This window comes from Chromatiales bacterium, assembly GCA_014762505.1.
Lineage (GTDB): Bacteria > Pseudomonadota > Gammaproteobacteria > SpSt-1174 > SpSt-1174 > SpSt-1174.
The window spans coordinates 109,271-135,722 of record JABURS010000035.1; the positions used below are offsets into that span (position 1 = coordinate 109,271).

Consider the following 26,452-nt stretch of genomic DNA (forward strand, 5'->3'; position numbering starts at 1 on the left):
GTTAACAATCGAGGCGTACGATAACATACAATAACGGGCCGCAGACCAGCCTGCCCCGGTTTACACCCCGGCGGCCGGCGGCTACCATCAACCGCTTTTTCGCGAGCCCAGATCGCCATGTCCGAAGCCAACGACAAGCCCTCCCTGAGCTACCGCGACGCCGGTGTCGACATCGACGCCGGCGCCGCGCTGGTCGAACGCATCAAGCCCCACGCCAAACGCACCCAGCGCCCGGGCGTGCTGGCGGGCCTCGGCGGCTTCGGCGCCCTGTTCGAACTGCCGCTGGACCGCTACCGCCAGCCGGTGCTGGTCTCCGGCACCGACGGCGTCGGCACCAAGCTCAAGCTCGCCATGGACATGGGCAAGCACGACACCATCGGCATCGACCTGGTCGCCATGTGCGTGAACGACATCGTCGTCACCGGCGCCGAGCCGCTGTTCTTCCTCGACTACTACGCCACCGGCAAGCTGGACGTGGACGCGGCCGCCGACGTGGTCAAGGGCATCGCCGATGGCTGCGAACAGGCCGGCGCCGCACTCACCGGCGGCGAGACCGCCGAGATGCCCGGCATGTACGCCCCGGGCGACTACGACCTGGCCGGCTTCTGCGTGGGCATCGTGGAGAAGGACGGCATCATCGACGGCAGCCGGGTCGCCCCGGGCGACGTGCTCATCGGCCTGGCCTCCTCCGGCCCGCACTCCAACGGCTACTCGCTGGTACGCCGCATCCTCGCCCACAGCGGCGCGTCGCTCGCCGACGCCTTCGACGGACGCACCCTGGGCGAGTGCCTGCTGGAACCGACCCGCATCTACGTCAAGCCGCTGCTGGCGCTGATCGAGAAGCTGCCGGTGAAGGCCCTGGCCCACATCACGGGCGGCGGCCTGACCGAGAACCTGCCGCGCGTGCTGCCGGCCAGGAGCCTGGCCGCCGTCGACCCCGCGAGCTGGACCCGCCCGGCCGTGTTCGACTGGCTGCAGGAGGCCGGCAACGTGACGGACGCCGAGATGCTGCGCACGTTCAACTGCGGCATCGGCATGGTGGTGGTGATCGGCGCCGAACAGGCCGCCGCCACCCTGGAGCACTTCGCGGAAAACGGCATCGACGCCTGGCAGATCGGCGAGATCCGCAGCGGCACGGCCGACGAGCCGAGCGTCGAATACCCCGGATGACGGGAACACCCGCCTCCATCGTCGTCCTGGTCTCGGGCGGCGGCTCGAATCTGCAGGCCATCCTCGATGCCTGCGCGCGCGGCGAGATCGACGGCCGCGTCACCGCCGTGATCAGCAACCGCCCGCAGGCCGGAGGCCTGGAGCGCGCACGCCGGCACGGGGCGGCCGCCGAGGTGGTCGAGCACGGGCGCTTCGAGAGCCGCGAGCACTTCGACGCCGCGCTGATGGCCGCCATCGACGCCCACCGCCCCGACCTGGTGGTGCTGGCCGGCTTCATGCGCATCCTCACGCCCGGTTTCGTCGCGCACTACGCCGGACGGCTGCTCAACATCCACCCCTCTCTGCTGCCGGCCTACCGCGGGCTAAACACCCACGCCCGCGCCCTCGCCGACGCGGTCAGCGAGCACGGCGCCTCGGTGCATTTCGTCACCGGCGAACTCGACGGCGGCCCGGTGATCCTGCAGGCCCGCATCCCGGTGCAGGCCGGCGACACCCCCGCGGCGCTGGCCGCGCGCGTCCTGGAAAAGGAACACATCATCTACCCGCTGGCGGTGCGCTGGTTCTGCGCCGGGCGGCTGCGGCTAGATGACCACCGGGTGGTCTTCGACGGCCGGCCGCTGAGCGCGCCGCTGCAGCTGGAAGACCCGGCGGTGCAGGCCGAACTCGCCGCCCCCGTCGCCAGCCGCAATGCCAGCCCCGGCCGCTAGCCTCCCCACAAACCCCGCAAGACACACGCGAGCAGGACCATGACCGAGACCAACAACCACTTCGACCTGGCCGTGATCGGCTCCGGCCCCGGCGGCTACCGCGCTGCCATCCTCGCCGCCCTGCGCGGCCTGTCCGTCGCCATCATCGAGAAGGCCGACTGGGGCGGCTGCTGCCTCAACCGCGGCTGCGTGCCGAAGAAGGACTGGTACCACACCGCCCGCCTGGTCGCCGCCAGCCGCCACTTCGCCGGCCGCGGCATCAGCGGCGAACTCGCCGCCGACATGGACAAGGCCTGGGACCACCAGGAAGCCGTGGTGAAGACCGTGCAGGAGAGCTACGTCGACTACATGAAGCGCCTGAAGGTGACAAGCTTCGAGGGCCACGGCCGTTTCGTCGACGCCACCACGATCGCCATCGACGGCCAGGACGGCACCCGGGAGATCCACGCGAAGCACAGCATCATCGCCACCGGCGGCACCGCCTACATCCCGGAGGGCTTCGAGGCCGTGCCGGGCAAGGTGCTCACCAGCGACATGCTGTTCGACGAGCGCCCGCCCAGCGGCAAGCGCGTGGCCATCATCGGCAGCGGCGTGATCGCCACCGAGTTCGCCTACATCTTCTCCCTGCTCGGCAAGGAGGTCGTGTGGCTCGCACGCTCGCCCATGCTGCGCAAGCTCCCCTTCAGCCCGCAGGCCATGGGCACGCTCAGGTCCGCCCTGGAGACCCACGGCATCGAACTGCGCCAGGGCTGCCGGTTCGAGTCCATCGACACCTCGGGCGAGGGCGTCACCATCCACCGCGGCGACGGCGAGACCGTGGAGGTCGACTGGGTGTGCCTGGGCACCGGGCGCGTGCCGCACACCGAGGGCCTGGACCTGGAGAACGCCGGGGTGGAGACCGATGCCCGCGGCTTCGTGAAGCGCAACGACCAGCTGCAGACGGCCGCCGGGAACATCTACGCCATCGGCGACGTCGCCAGCGACTGGATGACCGCCAACCACGCCCTGTCCGACGCCACCGTGGCGGTGGACAACATCATCGACGGCAACACCCGCAAGCAGGACGGCCTGTGGGTGCCGCTGGTGGTCTACAGCGCGGTGGAGCTGGCGCGCCTGGGGATGGACGAGGACATGGCCGAGGACGAGGAACTGGAGCCGGCGGTGGGCTTTGCCGCCTTCGAGACCAACCCGCGTGCCATGGGCCAGGACGAGACCGAGGGCTTCGTGCGCCTGATCGGCGACATGGATTCCGGCGCCCTGCTCGGCGGCGAGATCATCGGCGCCGACGCCGGCGAGATCATTCACCTGCTCTCGCTCGCCCCCGACCGCCACACCGCGCTCAAGTGGCTGGCCAGCGGCACCTACAACCACCCGGCCCGCGCCGAGGAACTCCTCAACGCCACCGAGACGCTGGCGAGCAAGTGGGGACTGGCGGACGAGATCTTTGGGTAAGACGTGAAAGTCTAATCGCCACAGAGGTCACAGAGAACACAGGGGGAATGCGTGACAGGTTTTACTCTGTGATCTCTGTGTCCTCTGTGGCTAAAACGCCTTTGACACCCATCCCCTGACGCCCGACGCCTCCCGACCGCTACCCGTTCACGACGGCATCCAGGTGCCGTACCGCCTCGGCCCATTCCGGCGTGCGGTTGCCGCCCGCCACGTAGAGTTCCATCAGGTCGTAGGCCAGCTGGCGCTGGTCGCAGTCGAGGTCGCGCAGGCGCGCGAGGCCGAAGACACAGCCGCGCTGGTCGAGGGTCATCATCTTGATGAGCCCGTAAAACACGAGCGGCACCCCACGATCGGGTGCCGCCTCGATGAGTTTCACGGCCCGTTCGAGCGCGGTGAAATCCACGGGAACAACCTCAGCCGCAGATGGCCGGGTCTTTCTCCACCGCCTGACCGGCGCCCACCCAGCCCTCGAAACCGCCGGCCAGCGAGTGCACGTTGGCATAGCCCATGCGCTGCAGGTTCTGGCAGGCCAGGGCCGAACGGCCGCCGGTGCGGCAGTAGACGACGTAGGTGGCGTCCCGGTCCTGGGTGGCCGGGTGCTCGTTGACCTTGAATTCCAGTACGCCGCGCGGGATGTTCACGGCGCCGGACAGATGCCCCTGGGCGGCCTCGGCCGGCTCGCGCACGTCCAGCACGATGGCCTTGTCGGCCATCAGGCGCTTGGCGCCCTCCACGTCGACTTCCTTGATCACCTTCCTGGCTTCCGCCACCAGGTCCATTGCCGTCATGCTCATGTGCTTAACCTCCGGTCGAATCAGGAAAAGGAATGGCAGCAGTATATTAGCCAACCCTAATACGGGCAAATAACCGCGTCGAATCCGCGCGATTATTCCCCGGCCACCGTCATGCGTTCGATGAGGATGGAGCCGGTGCGGATGTTGCCGCGCCGGTCCACGTCGGTGCCCACGGCGCGGATGCCCATGAACATGTCCCGGAGGTTGCCGGCGATGGTGATCTCCTCCACCGGATAGACGATCTCCCCGTTCTCCACCCAGAAACCGGCCGCCCCGCGCGAGTAGTCGCCGGTGACGTTGTTCACGCCGTGGCCGATGAGTTCGGTCACGAGCAGGCCGGTGCCCATCTCGCGCAGCATGCCGGCAAAGTCCAGCGTGCCCGGGTCGATGGTGAGGTTGCGGGTGCCGCCGGCGTTGCCGGTGCTGGTCATCCCGAGCTTGCGCGCTGCGTAGCTGTCGAGCACATAGCTCCTGAGCACCCCGTCCACCACCAGGTCGCGGTTGCGGGTGGCCACGCCCTCGTTGTCGAAGGGGGCGCTGCCGAGCGCGCGTGGCAGCAGGGGCTGTTCGTGGATGTGCACGAAGTCGGGAAACACGGGCTTTTCCAGATGATCGAGCAGGAAGCTCGCCTTGCGGTACAGGGCGCTGCCGCGGATCGCACCGACGAAATGCCCGAGCAGGCTGCGCGCGACGTCCGGTGCAAACATCACCGGGGCCTGGCGTGTGGACAGGCGCCGCGAGCCCAGGCGGTGCACGGTACGCAGGGCCGCCTCGCGGCCGACGTCCTCGGGGCTCTCCATGTCGGCGTGGTTGCGCGCCACCGTGTACCAGTAGTCGCGCTGCATGGCGCCGTCCTGCTGGCCGATCACCGAGCAGCTGAGCGAGTGACGGGTGGCCGAGTAGCCGCCGATGAAGCCATGGGAGTTGCCGTAGAAGGCGGTGCCGCGGAAGCTGTTCACGCTGCCTCCCTCGGAATTGGTGATGCGGGCGTCCTGGCCACGGGCTGCATCCTCGCAGGCCCGTGCGATCTCGATGGCCGCCTCCGCCGCCACCTCCCAGGGGTGGTCGAGATCAAGGTCCGGGTAGTCGGTCGCCATCAGCCGGGCATCGGCCAGGCCGGCGCAGCCGTCCTCGGCGGTGTGGCGCGCGATGCGGCTGGCGGCCGTCACGGCCTCGCGCAGCGAGGTGCGTGACAGGTCCGAGGTACTGGCACTGCCCTTGCGCTGACCGAAGTATACGGTGATGCCCACGCCCTGGTCCTTGTGGTACTCCAGCGTCTCCACCTCGCCCAGGCGCACCGTCACCGACAGGCCGCTGTCCACGCTCACCGCGGCTTCGGCCGCCGTCGCTCCCTGGGCCTTCGCCTCGTCCAGCACCTGGGAGACCAGGGATTCGAGTTCCGATCTGGAGCGCAGGGCCCCGCGTGATTCCGCCATGTAGCAACCTCTGTGTGACAACGCACAGGACAAGACGGCCGCCAGCCGCTACCCTATGCGCCATGAATGAATTCGATCCGGATTTCGAGCCGCCGAGCAAGTCGCAGCTGAAGCGCGAGGCCGAGGCCCTGCAAAAACTCGGCGAGGCCCTCATCGACCTCTCACCCGAGCTGCTGGCGCCCCTTTCCCTGCCGGACAACCTGCTCAACGCACTCGATCAGGCGCGGCACATCAAACAACATGGCGCCCGCAAGCGTCAAATCCAGTATATCGGGAAACTGATGCGAGGTATCGACCCGGAGCCGATCCGGGCCATGCTGGAGGAGCGTCAGCGGGCGCAGCGCCAGCAGGCGAAGCGGCTGCACGTCATCGAGGCCTGGCGTGACCGCCTCATCGCGGAGGGCGACGAGGCCATGGCTGCGCTGATCGACACCTACCCCGAGGTCGATCGCGCCGAACTGCGCCAGCTCGTCCGCCATGCCCGGCAGGAACGCGACACCGGCAAACCCGCCGGCGCCGGCCGCAAGCTGTTCCGCTTCGTCCAGGCGCTGGATGGGACTTAGGCGCTGGGTGTGTGATGCAAAGGCGTTTTAGCCACAGAGAACACAGTGATCACAGAGGAAGAATAAAGCCCGGTTTTCCTCTGTGTACTCTGTGACCTCTGTGGCGATTTGGACTTTCACGCCTGACGCCTTTCCCCTCACACCTCCTGGCTACCCAAGACCGCTATCGCCGAGGGGGCTCGGCTTCTACGTGTAGGGCTTTTACCTCTCTGTGGGCTCTGTGGCGAGCGATCTTTCTGAAAACAACCTCCCATCCGCTGTGCTATACCATGCCTGTACCCTTTCATCCGGAGGAGAAAGGCCCATGCAGGACATCGACATACTCTCGCACGAACTGAACCTGCCCGAGGGGCACGGTCACGACCGCGTCGTGCAGTGGCACGTATTCCGCTCGCAGGACAAGGCCAGACACTTCATGGAAAACATCCGCCTGGGCGAGGGCCAGCAACTGGTCGGCGGTCGCACCCGTGACAGCGTCGGCGCACTCTGGTGGATCGGCGTACAGGTGGACGACCTCGCCCGCTGGGGCAACGGTCAGGCGGTGAACAAGCACGCAGCGAGCTACTAGCCCGGGTCAGGCGCAGGTACCGTGCTCGATACAAAACCGCTCTAGCCGCAGAGGGCACACCTCGCTCGCGATCATCCCTGTGACCTCTGTGGCGCCTGGACTTTTCGCCTGACGCCTATCCCCTCAGGCCTCACTGCCCCCTCAGGCGCTCGTCCCACCCACGGTCAGGCCATCGATGCGCAGCGTCGGCTGGCCCACGCCCACGGGCACGCTCTGCCCTTCCTTGCCGCAGGTTCCGACGCCGCTGTCGAGTTCCAGGTCGTTGCCGACCATGGAGACGCGGGTGAGGACGTCCGGGCCGTTGCCGATCAGCGTGGCCCCCTTCACCGGGCGGGTGACCTTGCCGTTCTCGATCAGGTAGGCCTCGCTGGCGGAGAACACGAACTTGCCGGAGGTGATGTCCACCTGGCCGCCGCCGAAGTTGACGGCATAGAGCCCCTTGTCCACCGAGGCGATGATCTCCTGCGGGTCGTGCTCGCCGGCGAGCATGTAGGTGTTGGTCATGCGCGGCATGGGCAGGTGGGCATAGGACTCGCGCCGACCGTTGCCGGTGGAGGCCACGCCCATCAGGCGCGCGTTCATGGCATCCTGCATGTAGCCCTTGAGCACCCCGTCCTCGATCAGCGTGGTGCACTGGGTGGGATTGCCCTCGTCGTCGATGTTGAGCGAGCCGCGGCGATTGGCCAGCGTGCCGTCGTCGACCACGGTGACACCGCGCGCTGCCACCTGCTCGCCGATGCGCCCGGCAAAGGCGGAGGTGCCCTTGCGGTTGAAATCGCCCTCCAGGCCATGACCGATGGCCTCGTGCAGCAACACGCCGGGCCAGCCCGGGCCCAGCACCACCTTCATGCTGCCCGCGGGGGCGTCCACCGCCTCCATGTTGACCAGGGCCTGGCGTACGGCCTCGCGGGCATAGCCGAAGGCGCGGTCGTTCTCGATGAAGTAGTCGTAGCCCACGCGCCCGCCGCCGCCGGAGGAGGCCTGCTCGCGCCGGCCCTTGTCCTCGACGATCACGGTCACGTTCATGCGCACCAGCGGACGCACGTCGGCGGCCAGGGTGCCCTCGCTGTTGGCCACCAGCATCACCTCGTGCGTGCCGGCCAGGCTCACGATCACCTGGTTCACGCGCGGGTCCTGGCGGCGCGCCTCGGCGTCCACGCGCTGCATGAGGTCGAGCTTGTCGGCCTCGCTGAGCGTGCCGATGGGGTCCATGGGCAGGTACAGGGCGCGACCCTCGCGCGGCTGCCAGGCCCTGAGGGCGCCGTCGGCGTGCGAACGGGCGATGGCGCGGGCGGCCTGCGAGGCATCCAGCAGGGCCGGCAGCACGATCTCGTCGGAATAGGCGAAGCCGGTCTTCTCGCTGCTCATGGCACGCACGCCCACGCCCTGCTCGATGTTATACGAGCCGTCCTTGACGATGCCGTCCTCCAGCACCCAGGACTCCTGGCGGCTCACCTGGAAGTAGAGGTCGCCGGCGTCGACGGCCCCGCCCAGCATGCGGCCGAGCACGTCGTTGAGCTCGTTCTCGCCGATACCGGCGGGTGACAGGATGCGTTCGCGGGCGATGTCGAGGGCGTGTTGGGTCATGCGTTCCTCACGTTATCTTGCAGGTCAGGCGGCGGTGCGCGATGGTCGGGAAGCTGCGGCGCGTGCTGTGCAGGCGATCGAGGTCGACCTTGCCGAGCACCACGCCGCTGCCCCGTGGCAGGCGATTGAGCACCGTACCCCAGGGATCGACCACCATACTATCGCCGTAGGTCTCGCGGCCACTCACGTGGTAGCCACCCTGGGCGGCCGTCACCATGTAGATCAGGTTCTCGATGGCGCGGGCGCGGATCAGGCTTTCCCAGTGCGCCTTGCCGGTGATGGCGGTGAAGGCCGCCGGCAGCGCCACGATCTCCACCCCCCGATCCAGCATGCCGCGAAACAGCTCCGGGAAGCGCAGGTCATAGCACACGGCCAGGCCCAGCTTGCCGACCGGGGTATCCACCACCACGATCTCCGACCCGTGCTGAAAGGTGGCCGACTCGTTGTAGCTCTCGCCGCTCTCTTCCAGGGTCACGTCGAACAGGTGGATCTTGTCGTAGCGTGCGACACGCTTGCCCTGGTCGTCGAAGAGCAGGCAGGCGGAACGCACGCGATCGGAATCGGTCACCCGCAGGGGGATGGTGCCCCCCACCAGCCAGATGCCATGCTGGCGCGCCTGGGCGGCGAGGAAGGCCTGCAGCGGTCCGCCGCCGTCGTCCTCGCGGATCTTCAGCACGTCCTTTTCGGACATGCCCATGAGGGCGAAGTTCTCCGGCAGCACGACCAGGCGCGCGCCGGCCTTCGCGGCCTCGGCGATGAGGCGCTCGGCCTCCGCCAGGTTTGCCTGCAGGTTGGGGCCAGAGGCCATCTGTATGGCGGCGACCAGATTCACGGTGTTCGATCCTCGCGGGTATGGAATATGAGATCAATGTTGGCCGCATCCGGACTCCCGGACTCGGTCTCGATGCGCGCCGACGACATGCCCAGTGCGATCAGCCAGTCTCGCAGTTCCTCGGCCCACAGCTCGCCGGCCTCGCCGGCCGGGTAGCGGATGCGCAGCCGGTCAGCGCCGTGCTGGCTCCATTCACGCACGGCCTCGTTGAGGCCCGGGTAGGCCACGAGCTGGTCGCCCTGGCGCGGACGGGACCATTCCTCGGCGCTGAGCTGGAACTGGCGCTCGGCGGCCTCTGCCGTACAGAGGACGCAGGCGAACAACAGGATGGTGGGGGCAAGTCGTGTCATCGGAATCTCCCGCGGCAGTATACCAGCTGCCTGCCGGACTGAGTGGGGGGTGAACAGGAACTGCCGCCTATGGCCAGGGACTGGTGGCGTCGGCAGCAGGAGGCGGAGGCGCGGATACCCGGGTGATGACGGGATCATCCCAGCTGCCGGTGACGCGATATTCGATGCCGCCGTCATCGTCGGAAGACCGGGCCGGCAGGAGCTTTTGCAGGAAGAACACGGCAGCGCCCACACCCGGACCGCCCACCAGCGCGCCGGCCACCGGCAGTGTGCCGCCGACCTGTGGATGCACCACCACCGTCTGGTCGTAGCTGCGCTCGGCGATGCCGGTGCGACCGGTGAGCTGGAGCCGGGCCGCCGGCCCCTCGATACGCAGGTCGTTGGTATACATGGACTGGTCGGCGAAGCGCAGATTGCCCTCGATACGGTCGAAGGCGAATCCCTCGCGGAAGATGTCCGAGAAATCCAGACTCAGCCGCCGAGGCAGGTTCGACAAATTGAACAACCCCAGCAACCGTCCGGCCCCCGGGTCGACCTGGGTGAGCTGTCCCTTCTCCACCACGAGATGCACCTTGCCCGTGAGGCCCTCGGGGCTTATTTCCTGGGGGGCACCGGACCAGGCGAGATCGCCGCTAGCCTGCGCCTGCCCGCGGGAGATCCCGGTCGCGAATCCGAGCTGGGTGACCAGTTCGCCCAGGTCCGAGCTGCCCGCCTCGAAACGGAAGCTCGAGCGCTGCCCACCGTCCCGCAGCACCCGCCATTCCCCCCAGGCACGCAGCTCGCCATGGGCATGCGCGACCTGGAAGGCATGGATCTGCTGGCCGCTGGACTGGCGGGCCGTTTCCAGCTTGAGGTCACGGTAGCGTTGCCCCTGGAAGACCACCAGCCCGCTGGCAACCCGCAGCGAGGGCAGCGCACGGGGGTCCTGCCGGGCAGCGCCCCCATTCTCCCCGGCAACCATATCGCCGCCTTCTCCGCCGCCCAGCCGGTCGAGGTCCAGGTGCTCGAGTTCCAGCTGCAGCGGTACCGCCGCGCTCAGGGTATGTGGCAGGGTGATCAGGCCCGAGATCGCCGGCGCGCTCACCAGGGCACGCCAGGCCTGCGGCTCGCGTTCGGCACTGATGCGCAGGTCATGGAGCGGTCGACCGAACACCTCGGTCTCGCCGATCTCGAGCTCCAGCTCCGTGACCCAATCCGGCAGGCCCTCGCCCTCGCCTGCGGGCGCCGCTTCCCCCGGAGTCGATGCGGGGGCCAGTGCCTGCCGCCAGTCGTCCGGATCGAAATGGGCCAGGCGACCGGCCAGGCGCACGCCGCGCGCCGGCAGCTGCGCCGGGCCGTCACCCAGCCGGATCTCGGCCCGCGAGATGCCCGCCTCGCTCCCCTTGCCGAGGGTGAAGACACTCTCGAGGCGGGCGCCGTAGCTTACCCGGAAGCGCGGTTCGGCCTGCCCTTCGAACCAGGCCCTCAGCTGCAGGTTACGGCCCTCCCCCGGCGACTTGCCGAGTGGCGACGGCAGGGCCACACGCACACCCTCGAGATCGGAGCTCAGCGCCAGCTCGGTGGCATTGCCGCTGCGCAACGGCAGCACCAGGTGGACCAGCCAGGTGGACGACCCTTCGAAGGCGTTGGCCAGCGTCGGTGCGTAGGGGGCCAGCAACCCGGACGGCGGCATCGCGCCCTCCCCCCGGATCAGCAGGTCGCCATTGTCCTGGCGCCTGGCGGACAGCTGCAGCGGGGCGTCGCCGAAACGGGCCTGCAGGCCATCGGCACGGATGTCGTCACGGGTGATGGTCAGCGGGCCCTGCAGGTCGGTCAGCGTGACCTGGGCATCCGGCAGCTCGAGCCGTACCCCCTCAAGCTGCAGGCGGCTGTCGAGACTGAGTTCGCGCCCGAGCCGGCGCGACAGGGGGATCTCCAGCCCCAGCTCGTAGACGGCCGGGCCAGTGGCTTGCAGCCGGGCGAGCTGGTCGGCCTGGGCACGGGCCAGCGGACTCTCGGCCAGGTAGCGCAGCATGTCGCCGGCCGGGCCGCGGGAGCGCGCCCCGATCACCAGCAGTGGAGAACGGAAATCGTCGATGTGCACGGTCCCGCCCTGGATCTGGCTGTCGAACAGGCGTCCGCCCGAGACCGACACCGCGAGCCCCGGGCCATCGAAGACGACCTCGGCGGCGAGATCCCGTATCAGGGGCCAGTCGGGCCGATAGCGCAGCGTGGTATCCGCGACATCGAAGCGCACCTCGAATTCGCCGCCGCCATCCCGATAGGGGAAACGATCCAGCGGTCCCTTCATGCGCAGCTGCCCCTGCGCGATACGCCCCTCTACCAGGGCGGTCTCCAGCCAGGCGCGCACGTTCGGTCGCAGGATCTTGGGCAGATAACGCGGGGCGGCCTGCAGCTGTCCTTCCTCGAAGTCCAGCCGCAGGTCGATGGCCGGGCTCTCGCCCTTCCGCCCCGCGAGCTCAAGGGTACCGGCGAGCCGCAGATCGGCATTGGCCAGCGCCAGGCGGTCGGTCTGTACACGCCAGCCAGCGTCGCCATGGCTCCAGTGTAGGGTGCCGAACAGCTCGTCGACCGCCAGCGGCTGCTCGAACACCTCGGGGTACTCCAGCTGCAGGCCGCCGGTGGCCAGCAGCAGTTCACCCGCTTCGCGCGTGAACGCGAAGTGTGCGTCGACGCCACTCACCCCCGGCAGACGCAGCTCCGGCAGCGGCGCAAACCCGAGATTGCCCACCCTCCCGTCGGCCTGCAGCCAGCCGAGCTCGCCATCCCGCCAGGTCAGCTCCAGCCACAGGTCACGCAGATCACCCTGTGGCGCCAGGCGAACGAGACGCTCGCGCGTCAGGACCGGCAGGTGTTCGCCCACCCCGGCCAGGGGGGCCACGTCTTCCAGGCGCAGCATATCGGCGGATAGCGCGAGGGAGCGCTCGCCCTCGCCTGCACGAAAGGCGGCCTCGAAACCACTCACCGGCCAGCGCCGGCCAGCCCGCTCCACCGTCAGCTCACGACCCTGCAGCCACCAGCCCTCGGCGGCGCGGTCCTCCCACAGAAAGGCGCCGGACACCCGCTCCAGGCGATGCGTGCCGGCGTCCGCCGCGAGGCGGAACCGCAGGTCCTCCAGCGTCACCTCGCCCGCGATGCGTACGGGGCGCCCATTGCGCCAGCGACTCCATAGCTCCACCGAACCCCGGCCTTCCTCCAGACCCTGTTGCTCGAGCAGCGTGGCGGCAGGCAGCAACGGGAAGTGCAGCGAGTCGCCCCGGGCATAGAGACTGCCGGACCAGCCACCCGGGCGGTGCAGGTCGCCGCGCAGGTCGGCCACCAGCTGCAGCGACTCGCCCATCTCCGTCGGCGGGGTCAGACGGCCGGCCACACGCAGGCGCTGGCCGTCGCGTGCAATCGCCAGCTGGATGTTCTCGAACACCAGGTCACGGCCGGTGGGCTCGTCCACCCAGTGCACTCGGCTCTCGCCCACGTTGAAGCGCAGATCCCTGAGCCCCTCCCAGCCGGCACCGACCTCGCCCGGCCGCTTCCGCGCCGCCTCGCTGAGCGACTGCTCCCAGACACCCAGTACCACGAGGCGGTTGTCCGTCGTGCGCGTGACCTCGAGATCCACGCCGCGCACGCTCACCTGGCGAATCCGCGGCGCCAGTGCCAGCAGGCTGTCCAGGGGATCGATATCGACGATGAACTGCTCCGCCTCGAGCAATACCTGCTCACCTGCCGGGTCCAGCATCTGCACCGACTGCAGGTGGATGCGGGGGATCAGCCAGCGGATCTCGGCCTCCACCGCGGCGATGCGGATGGGCTGGCCGAGCATCTCCCCCACCCGTGCCTCGACCAGGGCACGCTCCTCGGCCAGCAGCGGCAGGAAGGCACGCGCCACACTCACCGTCACCGCGAGCAGGATGAAGGCGAGTGCAATGGTCCAGGTTGTGATGGCGTAAAGCCGTTTCAGCATGGGAAGGGGCCGGGCCGGGTACGTTTATGAAGCATTAAAGACGAGCCGGGCAGGGAAAGCCCGGCATTGCGTCACGCGGCCGACGGAAGGTCGGCCATCAGGGATTAGAGCAGCACCACGTCGAACTGTTCCTGGGTATAGAGCTGCTCGACCTGGAACTTGATGGGGGTGTCGATGAACTCCTGCAGCTCCGCCAGGCTCGCCGACTCCTCGTCCAGCAGCAGATCCACGACCTCCTGCGAGGCCAGCACCAGCAGCTCCCGGGCGTCGAACTGCCGCGCCTCGCGCAGGATCTCGCGGAAGATCTCGTAGCACACGGTCTCGGCGGTCTTGAGGAAACCCCGCCCGGCGCAGGTGCCGCAGGGCTCGCAGAGCACGTGCTCCAGGCTCTCGCGGGTGCGCTTGCGCGTCATCTCCACCAGGCCCAGCGGCGAGACGTCGCAGAGCTGGCTCTTGGCGTGGTCCTTCTCCAGGGCCCGCTCCAGGGCGCGCAGCACCTGGCGCTTGTGCTCGTCCTGGGTCATGTCGATGAAGTCGATGATGATGATGCCGCCGAGGTTGCGCAGCCTGAGCTGGCGCGCGATGGCCTGGGCCGCCTCGAGGTTGGTCTTGAAGATCGTCTCCTCGAGGTTGCGGTGGCCGACGAAGGCGCCAGTGTTGACGTCGATGGTGGTCATCGCCTCGGTCTGGTCGATGATCACGTAGCCGCCGGACTTGAGCTGCACCTTGCGCTCCAGCGCCTTCTGGATCTCGTCCTCCACGCCGTAGAGGTCGAACACCGGCCGCTCGCCAGGGTAGTGCTCGATGCGCGAGGCGATGCCCGGCACGTAGGCCTGGGCGAACTCGATGGCCTTTTGCGCGGTCTCGCGCGAGTCGATGCGCACCTTCTCGATGTCGGCGCCCACCAGGTCGCGCAGCATGCGCAGCACCAGCGGCAGGTCGGCGTAGATCTCGGAACCGGCGTGGGCGTTGGCGGCGCGCTGCTGCAGGCGCTCCCAGAGCTTGTGCAGGAAGGTCATGTCGCGCAGCAGGGCGTCCTCGTCGGCCGTCTCGGCCACGGTGCGCACGATGTAGCCGTAGTCGCCACCGAGTTCGGCCGCACCGCGCTCGACGATGCCGCGCAGGCGCTCGCGCTCGGTCTCGTCCTCGATGCGGGTGGAGACGCCGATGTTCTTCGCCCCGGGCATGAGCACCAGGTAGCGCGAGGGCACGGTGATGTGCGTGGTCAGGCGCGCGCCCTTGGTGCCGAGCGGGTCCTTGATCACCTGTACCAGCAGCTGCTGGCCCTCGTGCAGCAGGCGTGTGATGGGCTCCTGCCCATTGCCGTTACCGTTGCCGCTGGCGAGCTCCTCCTTCTCCACCACGGCCACGTCCGAGGCATGCAGGAAGGCGGCGCGGTCCATGCCGATGTCGACGAAGGCGGCCTCCATGCCGGGCAGCACGCGGCTCACACGGCCCTTGTAGATGTTGCCGACGATGCCGCGCTTGCGGGTGCGCTCGATCCACAGCTCCTGCAGCACGCCGTTCTCGACCACGGCGCTGCGCACTTCCTGTGGGGTCACGTTGATGAGGATCTCGGAACTCATGATGCCTGTGCGTCTCCGTGCGTCGATTCGTGCAGGACGTTGATCTGGAAGGCCGACAGCAGCTGGGCGGTCTCGAACAGCGGCAGGCCCATCACGCCGGAAAAACTGCCTTCCAGCCGCGCGACGAACACCGCGCCCAGCCCCTGGATGGCATAGCCGCCCGCCTTGTCGGCCGGCTCGCCGCTGGCCCAGTAGGCCGCCGCCTCGGCCGGGTCGATGGCGCGGAAGGTCACCAGGCTCTCGCTCAGCCGTACTTCGTGTCGCGCACCGTCCACCACCGATACGGCGGTGAGCACCCGGTGTGTCCGGCCGGCGAGCCGGGCGAGCATGGCCAAGCCATCGGCCCGGTCGCGCGGCTTGCCCAGGATGTGGCCCTCGAAGACCACCGCCGTGTCCGAACCCAGCACCGGCAGGCGGCCGTCGCTGGCCGCGAGCCCGGCCCGCGCCTTTTCGCAGGCCAGCCGGCGCACGAAATCCTCGGGGGATTCGTCAGGATGCGGTGTCTCGTCGATGTCCACCGCGCGCGCCTCGTGAACCACGCCGATCTGGTGCAGCAGCTCGCGACGGCGCGGGGAGCCGGAGGCGAGCAGCAGGCGGGGACGGGTCGGTGATGTACTCATGCCGCCATTATGCGCGGTGATAGGGATGGTTCGCCAGAATGCTCCAGGCGCGGTAGAGCTGTTCGGCCAGGATCACCCGTACCAGCGGGTGCGGGAAGGTGAGCGGCGAGAGCGACCAGAGCTGGTCGGCGGCGGTCCGGCAGGCATCGGTCAGGCCCTCGGGGCCGCCCACCAGCAGGGCCACGTCGCGCCCGTCCAGCGCCCACTGCTGCATCTGTTCACTGAGCCCTTCGGTGCTCAGGCCCCTGCCCTTCACGTCCAGCGCGATCACGCGCGCGCCCTTCGGCACGGCGTCGAGCAGCTTCTGTGCCTCGCGTTCCTGGATGCGGCGGGTGTCGGCGTTCTTGCCACGCTTCTCGGCGGGGATCTCGTGCAGGACCAGTGCATACTCGGGCGGCAGGCGCCCGGCGTACTCGTCGAAGCCCGCCTGGACCCAGGCGGGCATACGCGTACCCACCGCGAGCAGATGGATACGCATGGCGGGCTACGGGGTGTCGTCGGCCCCGGCGGCCTGCGGCGGGGTCTCGGCGTCTTCCTCGGCCAGCCAGAGCTTTTCGAGGTTGTAGAAGTCGCGGATGCGCGGCAGCATCACGTGTACGACGATGTCGACGAGATCGACGAGGATCCACTCGCCCTCGCGCTCGCCCTCAACGCCCAGCGGCTGCACACCGGCAGCCTTGGCCTTGAGCACCACGTTGTCGGCAATGGATTTCACGTGGCGGCTGGAGGTGCCGCTGGCCACGAACAGCAGGTCGGTGAGCGAGGTCTTGTCGCGCACGTCGATCTCGCGGATGTCCTGCGCCTTCATGTCCTCCAGCGCGTCGATCACCAGGGTTCTCAGTTCATCGATAGTCATCAGTCGTCGTCTCGGACCGTATCGTCGGCCGCTTCGGGGCGATACAGCCCGTGTTCGTGAATGTAGTCGCGCACGGCCTCGGGCAGCAGGAAGCGCGCGTCCCGCCCGCCCGCGAGCAGGTCGCGGATCTGCGTGGCGGAGATGTCCAGTGCCGTGACCGGCTGGTACCAGAGGCAGCCGGCCGGACGTGCAGCGAGCTCCCCCGCCGTTTCGGTGCGATGGTCCGCCGCCCAGTCGCGCATCTCGTCCGGAAGTTCCACGCCGTAGCCCGGGCGCTGGCAGACCACGATGTGCGCCAGTTCGATGAGCGTCTCCCACTCGTACCAGCTGGAGAGCCCGGCGAAGGCGTCCGCACCCATGATCAGACACAGCGGCACCGTGTCGCCGAACTCGCCGCGCAGCGAGCGCAGGGTGTCGATGCTGTAGGAGGGGCCCTCGCGGAAGAACTCGCGTCGGTCGAGCACGAAGCGCGGCTCGCCGCCGATGGCCCGCTCCACCATGGCCGCGCGCTGTTCCGAACGGGCCAGCGGCATGCGCCGGTGCGGCGGGATGCGGCAGGGAATGAGGCGCAGCTGTTCGAGACCCAGCGCCTCGCACACCTCCAGCGCCGGGCGCAGATGACCGAAGTGTATCGGGTCGAAGGTACCGCCCAGGATGCCGATCATGCCCCGCGTCACTGGCGGATGTGTCCGTCGCCGAACACCACGTACTTGAGCGTGGTCAGGCCCTCGAGACCCACCGGGCCGCGGGCGTGCAGCTTGTCGGTGCTGATGCCGATCTCCGCGCCCAGGCCGTATTCGAAGCCGTCGGCGAAGCGCGTGGAGGCGTTCACCATCACCGAGCTCGAGTCCACCTCGCGCAGGAAGCGGCGAGCCCTGGCCAGGTTCTCCGTGACGATGCTGTCGGTGTGATGCGAGCCATAGGTGTTGATGTGCTCCATGGCCGCGTCCAGGCCATCCACCACGCGGATGGCGAGGATGGGGGCGAGGTATTCCTCGAACCAGTCGGCCTCGGTGGCGGCGTTGATGCCGGGCAGCACCTTGCGCGTGCGCTCGCAGCCGCGCAGCTCCACGCCCTTCTCGTCGTAGTGTTCCTTCAGGCGCGGCAGCACCTGGTCGGCCACCGCCGCGTGCACCAGCAGGGTCTCCATGGTGTTGCAGGTACCGTAGCGCTGGGTCTTGGCGTTCACGGCCACGCGCACGGCCTTGTCCATGTCCGCCTCGTCGTCGACGTAGACGTGGCATACGCCGTCCAGGTGCTTGATCACCGGGATCAGGGATTCGTTGCTCACGCGCTCGATCAGGCCCTTGCCGCCGCGCGGCACGATCACGTCCACGCAGTCCTTCATGCGCAGCAGCGCACCCACCGCCGCGCGGTCGGTGGTCTCCACCACCTGCACGGCCTCGGCCGGCAGGCCCGCCGCCGCCAGGCCCTCTCGGATGCAGCGCGCCACGGCCATGTTGGAATGGATGGCCTCCGAGCCGCCGCGCAGGATGCTGGCGTTGCCCGACTTCAGGCACAGGCCGGCGGCATCGGCCGTCACGTTCGGGCGCGACTCGTAGATGATGCCGATCACACCCAGCGGCACGCGCATGCGCCCAACCTGGATGCCCGAGGGCCGGTAGTTGAGATCCGAGATCGCGCCCACCGGGTCGGGCAGCGAGGCGATCTGGCGCAGCCCCTCGGCCATGCCCGCGATGCGCGCATCGTCCAGCGTCAGGCGGTCCAGCATGGCCGCGTCCAGGCCGTTCTTCCGCCCGGCATCGAGGTCCTTCGCGTTCTCCGCCTTCAGGGTCTCGGCAGCCGCGTCGATGGCATCGGCCATCGCCAGCAGCGCCGCGTTCTTCGCCCCCGTCTCGGCACGCGCCAGCGCGCGCCCGGCGGCACGGGCGCGCCGGCCGACCTCGGCCATGTAAGCCGCCACGTCGGATTGCAGGGTATCGGGTGTTGCGTTCATTGAGTTGTCATCCTGGGTGTTCTATTGCTTGCTCGCCACCGGCAACGCCGGTCGCGCAGTGCATTCAGTGGCTGTCAGTCGTCCGTTGTCCGTTGGTGGAGACCTGATGCAGCCCCACTACGGACCACCGACCACGGACGACGGACGGGGCGCAGCCCCACCAAACAACGTCCGCCCGCTGAGCGAAAGGGTCAATTGTAGCAATTCGTCCCAGGGATCGCCGCTTTCCTGGCCCTTGATGCAGCGATCGACCCGGGCACAGGCGGCGAGCAGCTGGCGCCAGTGGCGGGTGTCGCCGCGGCGGGCGGCCTGCTGCAGCAGGCCGTGACGCTTTTTCAGCACCCCCTTGCGCTGCAGGTCCACGCGCCTGTTCGCCACCTGGGCATAGGCCAGCTCGGCCAGCAGCCGGATGTCGCGGGAGAGCGCCCAGAGGATGAGCGGGGGCTCGACGCCCTCGCCGCGCAGCGTGTTGAGGATGCGCACGGCGCGGGCGGGATCGGCGGCCAGGGCCGCATCGGCCAGGTCGAAGCTGCTGTAACGGGCACTGTCGGCCACCGCCTCCAGCACCGTCTCGGCGTCCAGCGGGCCCTGGCCATGCAGCAGGCTCAGCTTGTCGATCTCCTGGGCGGCCGCCAGCAGGTTGCCCTCCACCCGCTCCACGATGAGTCCCACCGCCTCGTCGCTCGGCTGCATGCCCCGCTTCGCCATGCGGCCCGCAACCCAGTCGCGCGTTTCCTGTGGCGAGGGGGGCCAGACCTGCACCGCCACCCCGGCCTTCTCCAGCGCCCCATACCACTTCGACTTCGTGGCGTTGCCATCCAGCTTGCCCGACTGGATCAGCAGGATCGTGTCCTCCGGTGGCCGCTCGGCGTAGGTCTGCAGGGCCCGGGCACCGGGCTGCCCCGGCTTGCCTGACGGCAGGCGCAGATCGATGAGACGACGCTCGGCAAACAGCGACAGTGCATCCGCCGATGCCGTCAGCGTGTCCCAGTCGAAACCGGCCTCGGCATTCATCACCTCGCGCTCGGTATACCCCGCCGCCCGTGCCGCCGCCCGCACGGCGTCGGCGGCCTCCATCAGCTGGAACGGCTCATCCCCGCTCAGGATGTAGATGGGGGCCAGCCCCTTGGCCAGCTCGGTCTCGAGTTGTTCGGGTCTCAGGCGCATGGAGGTCCGGTATAGAGGTGTAGCGGGACATTATTTCATGTCATGGGCAGGGAGTCAGGTTCAACCTGATGGCGCGGGAGGCGTCCGCACAGACCGCGGCATGCTTTGGCCCATCCACCCCCGTCAGCTAAGCTATCGCCCACTCTTTACTTCAACTTGCGCGCACAACGTCAGGAGTCCCCATGAAAGACCCCATCGTCATCATCGGCCTGGGCCAGATCGGCTGCACCTTCGCCAATGGCTTTCTCAAGGCCGGGCACCCGGTCTACCCGGTCACCCGCGACATGGACATGGCCGACGAGTCGCGCCACATCCCCGAGCCGGCGCTGGCGGTACTGGCCGTGGCCGAGGCCGACCTGCACCCGGCGCTGGAGGCCGTCCCGCCGGTGTGGCGCGACCGCCTGGCGCTGGTGCAGAACGAGCTGCTGCCGCGCGACTGGGCGGCGCACGACCTGAAGCAGCCCACCGTGGCATCGGTGTGGTTCGAGAAGAAGAAGGGGCAGGACGTGAAGATCGTGGTGCCCACGCCCGTGCACGGCCCGCATGCCGGGCTGGTGAACGCCGCCCTGGATGCCCTGGACATCCCCAACTACCGCGTCGACGACGCCGACGAGATGCGCTACGAGCTGGTGCGCAAGAATGCCTACATCCTCACCGCCAACATCGCCGGCCTGGTGGTGGGCGGCACCACCAGCGAGCTGTGGAACCAGCACGAGACACTGGCCCGCGAGGTGCTGGCCGACGTGCTCGACATCCAGGACCACCTCACCGGCTGCGAGAACGACCGCGACAAGGTCATCGCCGGCACGGCCGAGGCCTTCTTCGGCGACCCCGAGCACAAGTGCCTGGGCCGCACCGCCCCCGCGCGCCTGGAACGCGCCCTGCAGATCGCCGACGAGGCCGGGCTGGAGGTGAAGAAGCTCCGGGAGATCGCGGCGCAGGGACGGAAGGCGTGAGGGGTGAGACGGTCATGGCCCACCCTGTTCTACCTGCCACAGAGGACACCGAGATCACAGAGTAAAACCAGCCACGCATTCCCTCTGTGTTCTCTGTGACCTCTGTGGCGCTTAGACCTTTCGCCTAACGCCTATCGCCCTCACCCAACTCGAGCCAGGGACGTCCATCCGCGTAGCGCAGCCGCAGCCGTGCGGCGTAGCCCACCTTGATGCGGAAGACCTCGGCCAGGGGCGCCTGTACGGCCCAGGCGGTGGCGGCGCGCAGGGTGCCGGCGTGGGCGACGATGAGCAGCCGCCCGCCCGGGTGGCGGCGGGCGATGGCCTCCAGCGCCCGGACGCTGCGATCGAAGAAGGCCTGCGCGGGCTCGGCGCCCTCGGGCCGCCGACCCACCGGATCGGTGCGAAACGCTGCCAGCATCTGCGGGTAGCGCGCGGCCACCACCTCCGGCGTGAGTCCCTCCCAGACCCCGAACCCCACCTCCCGCAGGTCCGCCTCGACGTCCACCGGGACACCGAGGCGTTCGCCCAGCGCCTCGGCGAAGGCCCGGCAACGGATCAAGGGGGATGTGACGATGCGTGTCCAGGGACCGGGAGCGGCGTCCACCGCGGCCTGCATCTGGGCCCAGCCGGCCTCGCTCAGCGGGTCGTCGACGCCATTGCCCCGATAGCAGCGGCCGCCGACGGGCTCGCCGTGGCGCAGCAGGTCGAGGACCGTGGCCGGCACGGGCGGGTAGGCGGTGAAATCAGGAGGCCCAGCCGCCCAGCGTGGCGACGGCCAGCAGGGTGACGGCCAGCGCCAGGGTGCGCAGCACCATGGTGCTGGTGGTGGTGAAGATGAGATTCACCTGCTCGGCATCCAGCTCTTCGCTGGCCAGCTCGTCGAACTGCAGCCCGGCGATGCCGGCCTCGGCCAGCAGGGCACGGTTGGTGGCAGGGAGCGCATCGAGCGGGCCGACCAGATGGCGGCGCAATACCGCCAGGGTGTCGTCGAAGTGGCCGGTGAGGCCGTAGAACAGGGCCACCAGACGCGCGGGGACCCAGTCGAGCAGGCCCAGCCAGTGCATGGCGGCACGCAGCAGGCCGCTGTCGGCGGCCGCCTGCTGCGCCAGCGCATGGCTCAGGCGGTAGATCACCGCGCCCAGCGGCCCCAGGATCACGAACCAGAACACCACCGCCAGCAGCCGGCTGTTGGCCTCGATGAACACACCCTCGACCACGGCCCGCAGGCGCGCCACCGGTTCCTCGGGCAGGGGACCATCGACCAGGCGCGCGGTGGCCCGCTCGATGCGGGCCTCGTCGCCGGACTCCAGGGCCTCGGTATAGGACTCCACGTCCTGCCGCAGATCACGCGGCCCCAGGCAGTAGAGCAGCACGGCCACGCCGAAGATGAGCTCCAGCAGGCCGAACAGGGCGTCGTCGAAGAGCTCGCTCACGCCCCAGATCACCAGGGCGGGACCGATGAGTATCAGGGCCACGCCCGGAGCACCGTCGGCCAGGCTGCCCAGGCGCGCCTGCAGCCACTCGCCATACTGGCGGAACCAGCCCAGCTGGCGGAAGTCGTCGAGATAGCCGACGAAGCGCTCGAGCACGAGGCCGATGAGAACGGTGATCAGTGTCATGGGGCGTCCTTGGATTCTGCGTCTTGTTGTTCTGTGTCCGCGAACCGCGGTCTGTCCGGAAAACAGCAGGGTTAAAGTGTCGTCGTTCGCTCAGCGGCTTGCAAGTCGCGTCGCCAGCGCGGCATGCAGTCGCGCCCAGTCGAAGGCCGGCCCCGGGTCGGTCTTGCGCCCCGGTGCGATATCGCTGTGCCCCGCGATGCGCTCGGGCGAGAGTCCCGGGTAGGCGGCCAGCAGGGCCGCGATCACCCCGGCGAGGCTCTGGTACTGCAGCTCCTCGAAGGGGATGTCGTCGGCCCCCTCCAGCTCGATGCCGATGGAGAAGTCGTTGCAGTTCTCGCGCCCACAGTAGCTCGACCGGCCGGCATGCCAGGCGCGCGCGTCGAAGGGCACGTACTGCACGCACTCGCCGTCGCGGCGGATCAGCAGGTGGGCAGAGACCTCGAGCCCGGCGATCTCGCGAAAATACGGATGCGCCTGCGGATCGAGGGTGTTGGTGAACAGGGCATCGATCCAGGGCCCGCCGAACTCGCCCGGCGGCAGGCTGATGTTGTGGATGACGATGAGCTCCGGGGCCATCCCCGCCGGCCGTTCGTTGCAGTTCGGCGAGGGCACGCGGCGCGCCCCCGCCAGCCAGCCGCCTGCCACGTCCATCCTCACGGCGCCTCCTCGGCCGGGCGGGCGCGGGCCGCGGCGATCGCCACATCCAGGGCCGGCGCCCGCGGTTCGCTGTGCAGTTCACAGTGGAAGACGCCGTCCTGGTAGAGGTACATGCTCGGCAGGTGAAACACCCCGAACTCGCGGGCCAGCGCCAGGTCGCGCTCGGCATCCACCTCGAACACGCTGACCGGGCGCGTCTCGAGGTAGTCGGCCAGCACCCGCCGCAGCAGCTTGCAGGCCCCGCAGTGCGGGCCGGTGAAGAACACCAGGGCAAGCCCCGGCGTCTCCTCCAGCACATGGTGGAAGTGGAACTGGTCGAGCCGGACGATGCCCGGAGGGGTACCGGCCAGGGACGTGTCGCTGGTGGTCATGCGGGCATTATATCGGGCGGAGGGCATCAGCGCGTGACCGGGGCCGGGTTTGGCGGATGTCAATATGCCGCTGGCCGCCGGGAGCCGATAGAATACCCCCTCGATCACGCGTGGCCCCCATGAAGACCGACCTCGACCTCCTCAACCCGCAGCAGCGCGACGCCGTCCTCGACATCGGCGGCCCCCTGCTCGTGCTCGCCGGTGCCGGATCCGGCAAGACGCGCGTGATCACGCACAAGATCGCCTACCTGATCCGCGAGGGCGGCATCGCGCCGCACAACATCGCGGCCATCACCTTCACCAACAAGGCGGCACGCGAGATGCGCGAGCGTGCCAGCAAGCTGCTGGCACGCGACGAGGGCAAGGGCCTGGTGGTCTCCACCTTCCACACCCTGGGCCTCAACATCATCCGTCGCGAGCACCGCAAGCTCGGCTACAAGGCAGGCTTCTCGCTGTTCGACGCACAGGACACGGGCACGCTGCTGAAAGAGCTCACGCGCAAGGACGACTCCGGTCTGGCCGCCGACGACGAACCGCGCTGGCGCATCTCGCGCTGGAAGAACGACTTCATCTCGCCCGACGAGGCGCTGGCCCAGGCGAAGGACGACAAGGAGGCGGCCCACGCCCGCCTCTATGCCCGTTACCAGCGCCAGCTCAAGGCCTACAATGCCCTGGACTTCGACGACCTCATCGGTCTGCCGGTGAAGCTGCTGAAGGAGGACGCCGAGACCCGCGAGACCTGGCAGAACCGCCTGCGCTACCTGCTGGTGGACGAGTACCAGGACACCAACACCTGCCAGTACGAGCTGATCAAGCTGATCGCCGGCCTGCACGGCCGGCTCACCGCGGTGGGCGACGACGACCAGTCGATCTACGCCTGGCGCGGCGCGCGGCCCGAGAACATCTCGCTGCTCAAGACCGACTTCCCGCAACTCAAGGTGGTCAAGCTGGAGCAGAACTACCGCTCCACCGACCGCATCCTGAAGAGCGCCAACCACCTGATCGCCAACAACCCGCACCTGTTCGACAAGCAGCTGTGGAGCAGCCTCGGCGAGGGCGAACCGATCCGCATCATCCCCTGCCCGGATGCCGACGGCGAGGCGAGCCGCGTGGTCTCGGAGATCCTCAAGCACAAGTTCAAGCACCGCTGCGACTACCGCGACTACGCCATCCTGTATCGCGGCAACCACCAGTCGCGCCTGTTCGAGAAGATGCTGCGCGAGCACAACATCCCCTACAAGGTGAGCGGCGGCACCTCGTTCTTCGAGCGCGCCGAGGTGAAGGACACCATGGCCTACCTGCGACTGCTCGCCAACCCCGACGACGACGCTGCCTTCCTGCGCATCGTCAACACGCCGCGCCGCGAGATCGGCCCTGCCACGCTGGAGACGCTCGGCGAATACGCCGGCCAGCGCCACGTGAGCCTGTTCGCCGCGAGCTTCGAGCTCGGCCTGGCCGAACAGCTCAGCGCCCGCGCGCGGGCCCGCCTGCAGCGCTTTTCCGACTGGCTGCGCGAGCTGCACCTGCGCGCCGAGGACGAGCCGCCGGCGAAGCTCGCCCGCCAGATGATCGAGGAGATCAACTACGAGGGCTGGCTGCAGGAGACGAGCAAGGACCCGAAGATCGCCGAGAAGCGCATGGAAAACGTCCTCGAGGTGCTGGAATGGATGGCGCGGCTGTCCAAGGAAGGTGTCGAGGGAGAGGAAGGCAAGGGTTTGAGCGACATCGTGCGCCACATGACGCTGATGGACATCCTCGACCGCAACAGCAGCGAGGACGAACTCGACGGCGTCAACCTCATGACCCTGCACGCCGCCAAGGGCCTGGAATTCCCGCACGTGTTCATCGTCGGCATGGAGGAGGACACCCTCCCTCACCGCGTGAGCCTGGAGGAGAACGGCATCGAGGAGGAGCGCCGTCTGGCCTATGTGGGCATCACCCGCGCCCAGCGCAGCCTCGCCTTCACCTACGCCAGCCAGCGCAAGCGCTTCGGCGAGGAGATCGACTGCGAACCCAGTCGCTTCCTCGACGAACTGCCGGCCGAACACGTCGTCTGGGACGACGGCAGCCGCGAGGTCAGCGAGGAAGAACGCAAGGAGACCGGCAGGGCGCACCTGGACAATCTGCGCAGCCTGTTCAGCTAACCGCAGTTTCCGGCGGCAACGCCGGCCCCTTCTTTTCATCACCGGCTTTCGCGGATTCCGCTGACGCCTCATCCCGGCTACGGGTCATCGAAGCGGTTTTGACGTTCCTCCCCCTTCATCTCGCCGAGCATCGCAGTGGAGGGAGGATCAACCCGAAGGGTTACGCGCATGGACGCGCCGAACAAAAGTACCTCGCCCGTATCCACCACACGCCGAAAAAGATCGCACCAGCCCCATAAGGACGAAAGCATCAGCGGCTCACCTGAGCGCAAACAAAAAGCCCCCGCGTTGCGGGGGCTTTGGTGTTCCTTTCGAGTGCCGCCGATCAGTACGGCGCGGCACCCGGCTCGGGCACCTCACTCTCTTCCGGCGGGCTCATCCGCCCCTTGCCTTCGTAGGCCTGATATTCCCCGATGGTCAACCTCCCGTCGCCATCCCTGTCGATGGCGGCAAAGCCGGCCTTCAGGTCCTTGCGCGCAGCGGCCTCGGACTGGCTGATGTAACCGTTGGCGTCGCGATCCAGATCCTCGAAGGTCATGGGGACCTCGGCCATGGCGGCCGTGCCAAAGGCCACGACCATGGCCATGAAAAGCATTCCTTTCATAGTTCACCCCTCCTCGTTTTGTTGCTTGGGGTGGACTGAGTATGGGCTGCAGATTGACATGCGCCAGGTCTTTATCGGGGAAAGCTGATCCAGGTCACCTCATGGCCCCCGTCAGAGAGCGCGGAAAATGAGACGCCTGCCCTCGAGGTCGATATCGAGCACCACACCAACTTCGGCGGCTGCCTCGCCCACCTCGATCAGACTCTCGATACCGGTGGCCTCGGCCAGGATCTCCAGCGCCTCACCAGGATCGCAGCCATACAGCATGCCGTCGTCCTCCTCGAGGTCGCAGCCGCATTCCTCCGGGTCGACCGCAAGGTCGAGCTCGCGCGGCATGAGGAGTATGAGGTGTTCCTCGTCGAGGATGCAGGCGGCGGCCTTGGCCGCGCTGTAGTCGTCCTCCCAGTCGAGTAGCGGGTAGTCCTGGTAGTCCTCACGCATATAACGATCCTGACGGCCGCCGGCGGCGGCCGGGCTGACAGGCTTCATTCGGGTGTT

At 68.4% G+C, this 26,452-nt stretch carries 27 protein-coding genes; 7 read left to right on the plus strand and 20 right to left on the minus strand.

Annotated features, from left to right (window positions below):
* Nucleotides 1-117 precede the first annotated feature (117 nt).
* The 3 genes from purM to HUJ28_07445 are packed head-to-tail and all read left to right on the plus strand — an operon-like array spanning nucleotide 118 to nucleotide 3,329.
* Nucleotides 118-1,170, plus strand: a complete 1,053-nt coding sequence (purM, locus tag HUJ28_07435; GenBank protein MBD3619287.1) for a phosphoribosylformylglycinamidine cyclo-ligase — start codon at nucleotides 118-120, stop codon at nucleotides 1,168-1,170.
* Nucleotides 1,167-1,877 carry a phosphoribosylglycinamide formyltransferase gene (gene purN / locus HUJ28_07440; protein MBD3619288.1) on the plus strand — a complete coding sequence of 237 codons (711 nt, stop codon included), beginning with the start codon at nucleotides 1,167-1,169 and terminating at the stop codon, nucleotides 1,875-1,877. Before purM ends, purN begins: the two co-directional genes overlap by 4 nt.
* A gap of 39 nt (nucleotides 1,878-1,916) precedes the next feature.
* Nucleotides 1,917-3,329, plus strand: coding sequence for an NAD(P)/FAD-dependent oxidoreductase (locus tag HUJ28_07445; GenBank protein MBD3619289.1), 1,413 nt, complete (start codon nucleotides 1,917-1,919; stop codon nucleotides 3,327-3,329).
* A gap of 139 nt (nucleotides 3,330-3,468) precedes the next feature.
* Here the strand turns inward: HUJ28_07445 and HUJ28_07450 are convergent, their stop codons facing one another.
* From HUJ28_07450 to pmbA, 3 genes are all read right to left on the minus strand, one after another.
* Nucleotides 3,469-3,732, minus strand: coding sequence for a hypothetical protein (locus HUJ28_07450; protein ID MBD3619290.1), 264 nt, complete (start codon nucleotides 3,730-3,732; stop codon nucleotides 3,469-3,471).
* Between the two features lie 10 nt (nucleotides 3,733-3,742).
* On the minus strand, nucleotides 3,743-4,123 hold the full coding sequence (locus tag HUJ28_07455; GenBank protein ID MBD3619291.1) for a rhodanese-like domain-containing protein: 381 nt from the start codon (nucleotides 4,121-4,123) through the stop codon (nucleotides 3,743-3,745).
* 92 nt (nucleotides 4,124-4,215) lie between these two features.
* Nucleotides 4,216-5,559, minus strand: coding sequence for a metalloprotease PmbA (pmbA, locus tag HUJ28_07460; protein MBD3619292.1), 1,344 nt, complete (start codon nucleotides 5,557-5,559; stop codon nucleotides 4,216-4,218).
* Between the two features lie 62 nt (nucleotides 5,560-5,621).
* Between pmbA and HUJ28_07465 the strand changes: the two genes are divergently transcribed.
* Together HUJ28_07465 and HUJ28_07470 are read left to right on the plus strand one after the other, a co-directional pair.
* Nucleotides 5,622-6,122, plus strand: coding sequence for a DUF615 domain-containing protein (locus tag HUJ28_07465; protein ID MBD3619293.1), 501 nt, complete (start codon nucleotides 5,622-5,624; stop codon nucleotides 6,120-6,122).
* 304 nt (nucleotides 6,123-6,426) lie between these two features.
* On the plus strand, nucleotides 6,427-6,690 hold the full coding sequence (locus HUJ28_07470; GenBank protein ID MBD3619294.1) for a hypothetical protein: 264 nt from the start codon (nucleotides 6,427-6,429) through the stop codon (nucleotides 6,688-6,690).
* 141 nt (nucleotides 6,691-6,831) lie between these two features.
* Here the strand turns inward: HUJ28_07470 and tldD are convergent, their stop codons facing one another.
* From tldD to HUJ28_07525, 11 genes are all read right to left on the minus strand, one after another.
* The gene (gene tldD, locus HUJ28_07475; GenBank protein MBD3619295.1) at nucleotides 6,832-8,277 is read right to left on the minus strand and encodes a metalloprotease TldD; all 1,446 of its coding nucleotides are present in this window, start codon (nucleotides 8,275-8,277) and stop codon (nucleotides 6,832-6,834) included.
* A gap of 7 nt (nucleotides 8,278-8,284) precedes the next feature.
* Nucleotides 8,285-9,109: a carbon-nitrogen hydrolase family protein gene (locus HUJ28_07480; protein ID MBD3619296.1), complete on the minus strand. Its 825-nt coding sequence runs from the start codon at nucleotides 9,107-9,109 to the stop codon at nucleotides 8,285-8,287.
* The gene (locus HUJ28_07485; GenBank protein MBD3619297.1) at nucleotides 9,106-9,459 is read right to left on the minus strand and encodes a hypothetical protein; all 354 of its coding nucleotides are present in this window, start codon (nucleotides 9,457-9,459) and stop codon (nucleotides 9,106-9,108) included. The genes HUJ28_07480 and HUJ28_07485 overlap by 4 nt, the downstream gene beginning before the upstream one ends.
* A gap of 67 nt (nucleotides 9,460-9,526) precedes the next feature.
* The gene (locus HUJ28_07490; GenBank protein MBD3619298.1) at nucleotides 9,527-13,417 is read right to left on the minus strand and encodes a TIGR02099 family protein; all 3,891 of its coding nucleotides are present in this window, start codon (nucleotides 13,415-13,417) and stop codon (nucleotides 9,527-9,529) included.
* Nucleotides 13,418-13,521: 104 nt separating this feature from the next.
* Complete coding sequence (gene rng / locus HUJ28_07495) at nucleotides 13,522-15,006, minus strand: ribonuclease G (GenBank protein MBD3619299.1); 1,485 nt, start codon at nucleotides 15,004-15,006, stop codon at nucleotides 13,522-13,524.
* Nucleotides 15,000-15,623, minus strand: a complete 624-nt coding sequence (gene maf, locus HUJ28_07500; protein ID MBD3619300.1) for a septum formation inhibitor Maf — start codon at nucleotides 15,621-15,623, stop codon at nucleotides 15,000-15,002. Before maf ends, rng begins: the two co-directional genes overlap by 7 nt.
* Before the next feature lie 7 nt (nucleotides 15,624-15,630).
* Nucleotides 15,631-16,101, minus strand: a complete 471-nt coding sequence (rlmH, locus tag HUJ28_07505) for a 23S rRNA (pseudouridine(1915)-N(3))-methyltransferase RlmH (GenBank protein MBD3619301.1) — start codon at nucleotides 16,099-16,101, stop codon at nucleotides 15,631-15,633.
* A gap of 6 nt (nucleotides 16,102-16,107) precedes the next feature.
* Nucleotides 16,108-16,479: a ribosome silencing factor gene (gene rsfS, locus HUJ28_07510; GenBank protein ID MBD3619302.1), complete on the minus strand. Its 372-nt coding sequence runs from the start codon at nucleotides 16,477-16,479 to the stop codon at nucleotides 16,108-16,110.
* Nucleotides 16,479-17,144, minus strand: a complete 666-nt coding sequence (nadD, locus tag HUJ28_07515) for a nicotinate-nucleotide adenylyltransferase (protein ID MBD3619303.1) — start codon at nucleotides 17,142-17,144, stop codon at nucleotides 16,479-16,481. The genes rsfS and nadD overlap by 1 nt, the downstream gene beginning before the upstream one ends.
* Before the next feature lie 8 nt (nucleotides 17,145-17,152).
* Nucleotides 17,153-18,436, minus strand: a complete 1,284-nt coding sequence (locus tag HUJ28_07520; protein MBD3619304.1) for a glutamate-5-semialdehyde dehydrogenase — start codon at nucleotides 18,434-18,436, stop codon at nucleotides 17,153-17,155.
* Nucleotides 18,437-18,553: 117 nt separating this feature from the next.
* Entirely contained in the window at nucleotides 18,554-19,603 is a 1,050-nt protein-coding gene (locus tag HUJ28_07525) for a DNA polymerase III subunit delta (GenBank protein MBD3619305.1), read from the minus strand.
* A gap of 182 nt (nucleotides 19,604-19,785) precedes the next feature.
* Between HUJ28_07525 and HUJ28_07530 the strand changes: the two genes are divergently transcribed.
* Nucleotides 19,786-20,559 (plus strand): hypothetical protein, encoded by a 774-nt coding sequence (locus HUJ28_07530; GenBank protein MBD3619306.1) that lies wholly within the window; start codon nucleotides 19,786-19,788, stop codon nucleotides 20,557-20,559.
* Between the two features lie 124 nt (nucleotides 20,560-20,683).
* On the opposite strand, the gene HUJ28_07535 is transcribed toward HUJ28_07530, so the two are convergent.
* The 4 genes from HUJ28_07535 to HUJ28_07550 form a co-directional block, all read right to left on the minus strand.
* Nucleotides 20,684-21,283: a histidine phosphatase family protein gene (locus tag HUJ28_07535; GenBank protein MBD3619307.1), complete on the minus strand. Its 600-nt coding sequence runs from the start codon at nucleotides 21,281-21,283 to the stop codon at nucleotides 20,684-20,686.
* Between the two features lie 19 nt (nucleotides 21,284-21,302).
* Nucleotides 21,303-22,178, minus strand: a complete 876-nt coding sequence (gene ampE / locus HUJ28_07540; protein MBD3619308.1) for a regulatory signaling modulator protein AmpE — start codon at nucleotides 22,176-22,178, stop codon at nucleotides 21,303-21,305.
* Nucleotides 22,179-22,268: 90 nt separating this feature from the next.
* Nucleotides 22,269-22,829, minus strand: coding sequence for a 1,6-anhydro-N-acetylmuramyl-L-alanine amidase AmpD (ampD, locus tag HUJ28_07545; GenBank protein ID MBD3619309.1), 561 nt, complete (start codon nucleotides 22,827-22,829; stop codon nucleotides 22,269-22,271).
* A gap of 2 nt (nucleotides 22,830-22,831) precedes the next feature.
* Nucleotides 22,832-23,164, minus strand: coding sequence for a thioredoxin family protein (locus HUJ28_07550; protein MBD3619310.1), 333 nt, complete (start codon nucleotides 23,162-23,164; stop codon nucleotides 22,832-22,834).
* A gap of 161 nt (nucleotides 23,165-23,325) precedes the next feature.
* Here HUJ28_07550 and rep point away from each other — a divergent pair, with 161 nt between their 5' ends.
* Nucleotides 23,326-25,350, plus strand: a complete 2,025-nt coding sequence (rep, locus tag HUJ28_07555; protein ID MBD3619311.1) for a DNA helicase Rep — start codon at nucleotides 23,326-23,328, stop codon at nucleotides 25,348-25,350.
* A 325-nt stretch (nucleotides 25,351-25,675) separates the two neighbouring features.
* Here the strand turns inward: rep and HUJ28_07560 are convergent, their stop codons facing one another.
* Complete coding sequence (locus HUJ28_07560) at nucleotides 25,676-25,954, minus strand: calmodulin (protein ID MBD3619312.1); 279 nt, start codon at nucleotides 25,952-25,954, stop codon at nucleotides 25,676-25,678.
* Nucleotides 25,955-26,065: 111 nt separating this feature from the next.
* Entirely contained in the window at nucleotides 26,066-26,443 is a 378-nt protein-coding gene (locus HUJ28_07565; protein ID MBD3619313.1) for a hypothetical protein, read from the minus strand.
* Between the last annotated feature and the right edge of the window lie 9 nt (nucleotides 26,444-26,452).

Excerpts from the sequence above, each read along its gene's own strand:
- purM (MBD3619287.1), top strand. The coding sequence starts at position 118 with ATGTCCGAAGCCAACGACAAGCCCTCCCTGAGCTACCGCGACGCCGGT.
- purN (MBD3619288.1), top strand. The coding sequence starts at position 1,167 with ATGACGGGAACACCCGCCTCCATCGTCGTCCTGGTCTCGGGCGGCGGC.
- HUJ28_07445 (MBD3619289.1), top strand. The coding sequence starts at position 1,917 with ATGACCGAGACCAACAACCACTTCGACCTGGCCGTGATCGGCTCCGGC.
- HUJ28_07455 (MBD3619291.1), bottom strand. The coding sequence starts at position 4,123 with ATGAGCATGACGGCAATGGACCTGGTGGCGGAAGCCAGGAAGGTGATC.
- pmbA (MBD3619292.1), bottom strand. The coding sequence starts at position 5,559 with ATGGCGGAATCACGCGGGGCCCTGCGCTCCAGATCGGAACTCGAATCC.
- HUJ28_07465 (MBD3619293.1), top strand. The coding sequence starts at position 5,622 with ATGAATGAATTCGATCCGGATTTCGAGCCGCCGAGCAAGTCGCAGCTG.
- HUJ28_07470 (MBD3619294.1), top strand. The coding sequence starts at position 6,427 with ATGCAGGACATCGACATACTCTCGCACGAACTGAACCTGCCCGAGGGG.
- tldD (MBD3619295.1), bottom strand. The coding sequence starts at position 8,277 with ATGACCCAACACGCCCTCGACATCGCCCGCGAACGCATCCTGTCACCC.
- HUJ28_07485 (MBD3619297.1), bottom strand. The coding sequence starts at position 9,459 with ATGACACGACTTGCCCCCACCATCCTGTTGTTCGCCTGCGTCCTCTGT.
- HUJ28_07490 (MBD3619298.1), bottom strand. The coding sequence starts at position 13,417 with ATGCTGAAACGGCTTTACGCCATCACAACCTGGACCATTGCACTCGCC.
- maf (MBD3619300.1), bottom strand. The coding sequence starts at position 15,623 with ATGAGTACATCACCGACCCGTCCCCGCCTGCTGCTCGCCTCCGGCTCC.
- rlmH (MBD3619301.1), bottom strand. The coding sequence starts at position 16,101 with ATGCGTATCCATCTGCTCGCGGTGGGTACGCGTATGCCCGCCTGGGTC.
- rsfS (MBD3619302.1), bottom strand. The coding sequence starts at position 16,479 with ATGACTATCGATGAACTGAGAACCCTGGTGATCGACGCGCTGGAGGAC.
- nadD (MBD3619303.1), bottom strand. The coding sequence starts at position 17,144 with ATGATCGGCATCCTGGGCGGTACCTTCGACCCGATACACTTCGGTCAT.
- HUJ28_07520 (MBD3619304.1), bottom strand. The coding sequence starts at position 18,436 with ATGAACGCAACACCCGATACCCTGCAATCCGACGTGGCGGCTTACATG.
- HUJ28_07525 (MBD3619305.1), bottom strand. The coding sequence starts at position 19,603 with ATGCGCCTGAGACCCGAACAACTCGAGACCGAGCTGGCCAAGGGGCTG.
- HUJ28_07530 (MBD3619306.1), top strand. The coding sequence starts at position 19,786 with ATGAAAGACCCCATCGTCATCATCGGCCTGGGCCAGATCGGCTGCACC.
- ampE (MBD3619308.1), bottom strand. The coding sequence starts at position 22,178 with ATGACACTGATCACCGTTCTCATCGGCCTCGTGCTCGAGCGCTTCGTC.
- ampD (MBD3619309.1), bottom strand. The coding sequence starts at position 22,829 with ATGGACGTGGCAGGCGGCTGGCTGGCGGGGGCGCGCCGCGTGCCCTCG.
- rep (MBD3619311.1), top strand. The coding sequence starts at position 23,326 with ATGAAGACCGACCTCGACCTCCTCAACCCGCAGCAGCGCGACGCCGTC.
- HUJ28_07560 (MBD3619312.1), bottom strand. The coding sequence starts at position 25,954 with ATGAAAGGAATGCTTTTCATGGCCATGGTCGTGGCCTTTGGCACGGCC.
- HUJ28_07565 (MBD3619313.1), bottom strand. The coding sequence starts at position 26,443 with ATGAAGCCTGTCAGCCCGGCCGCCGCCGGCGGCCGTCAGGATCGTTAT.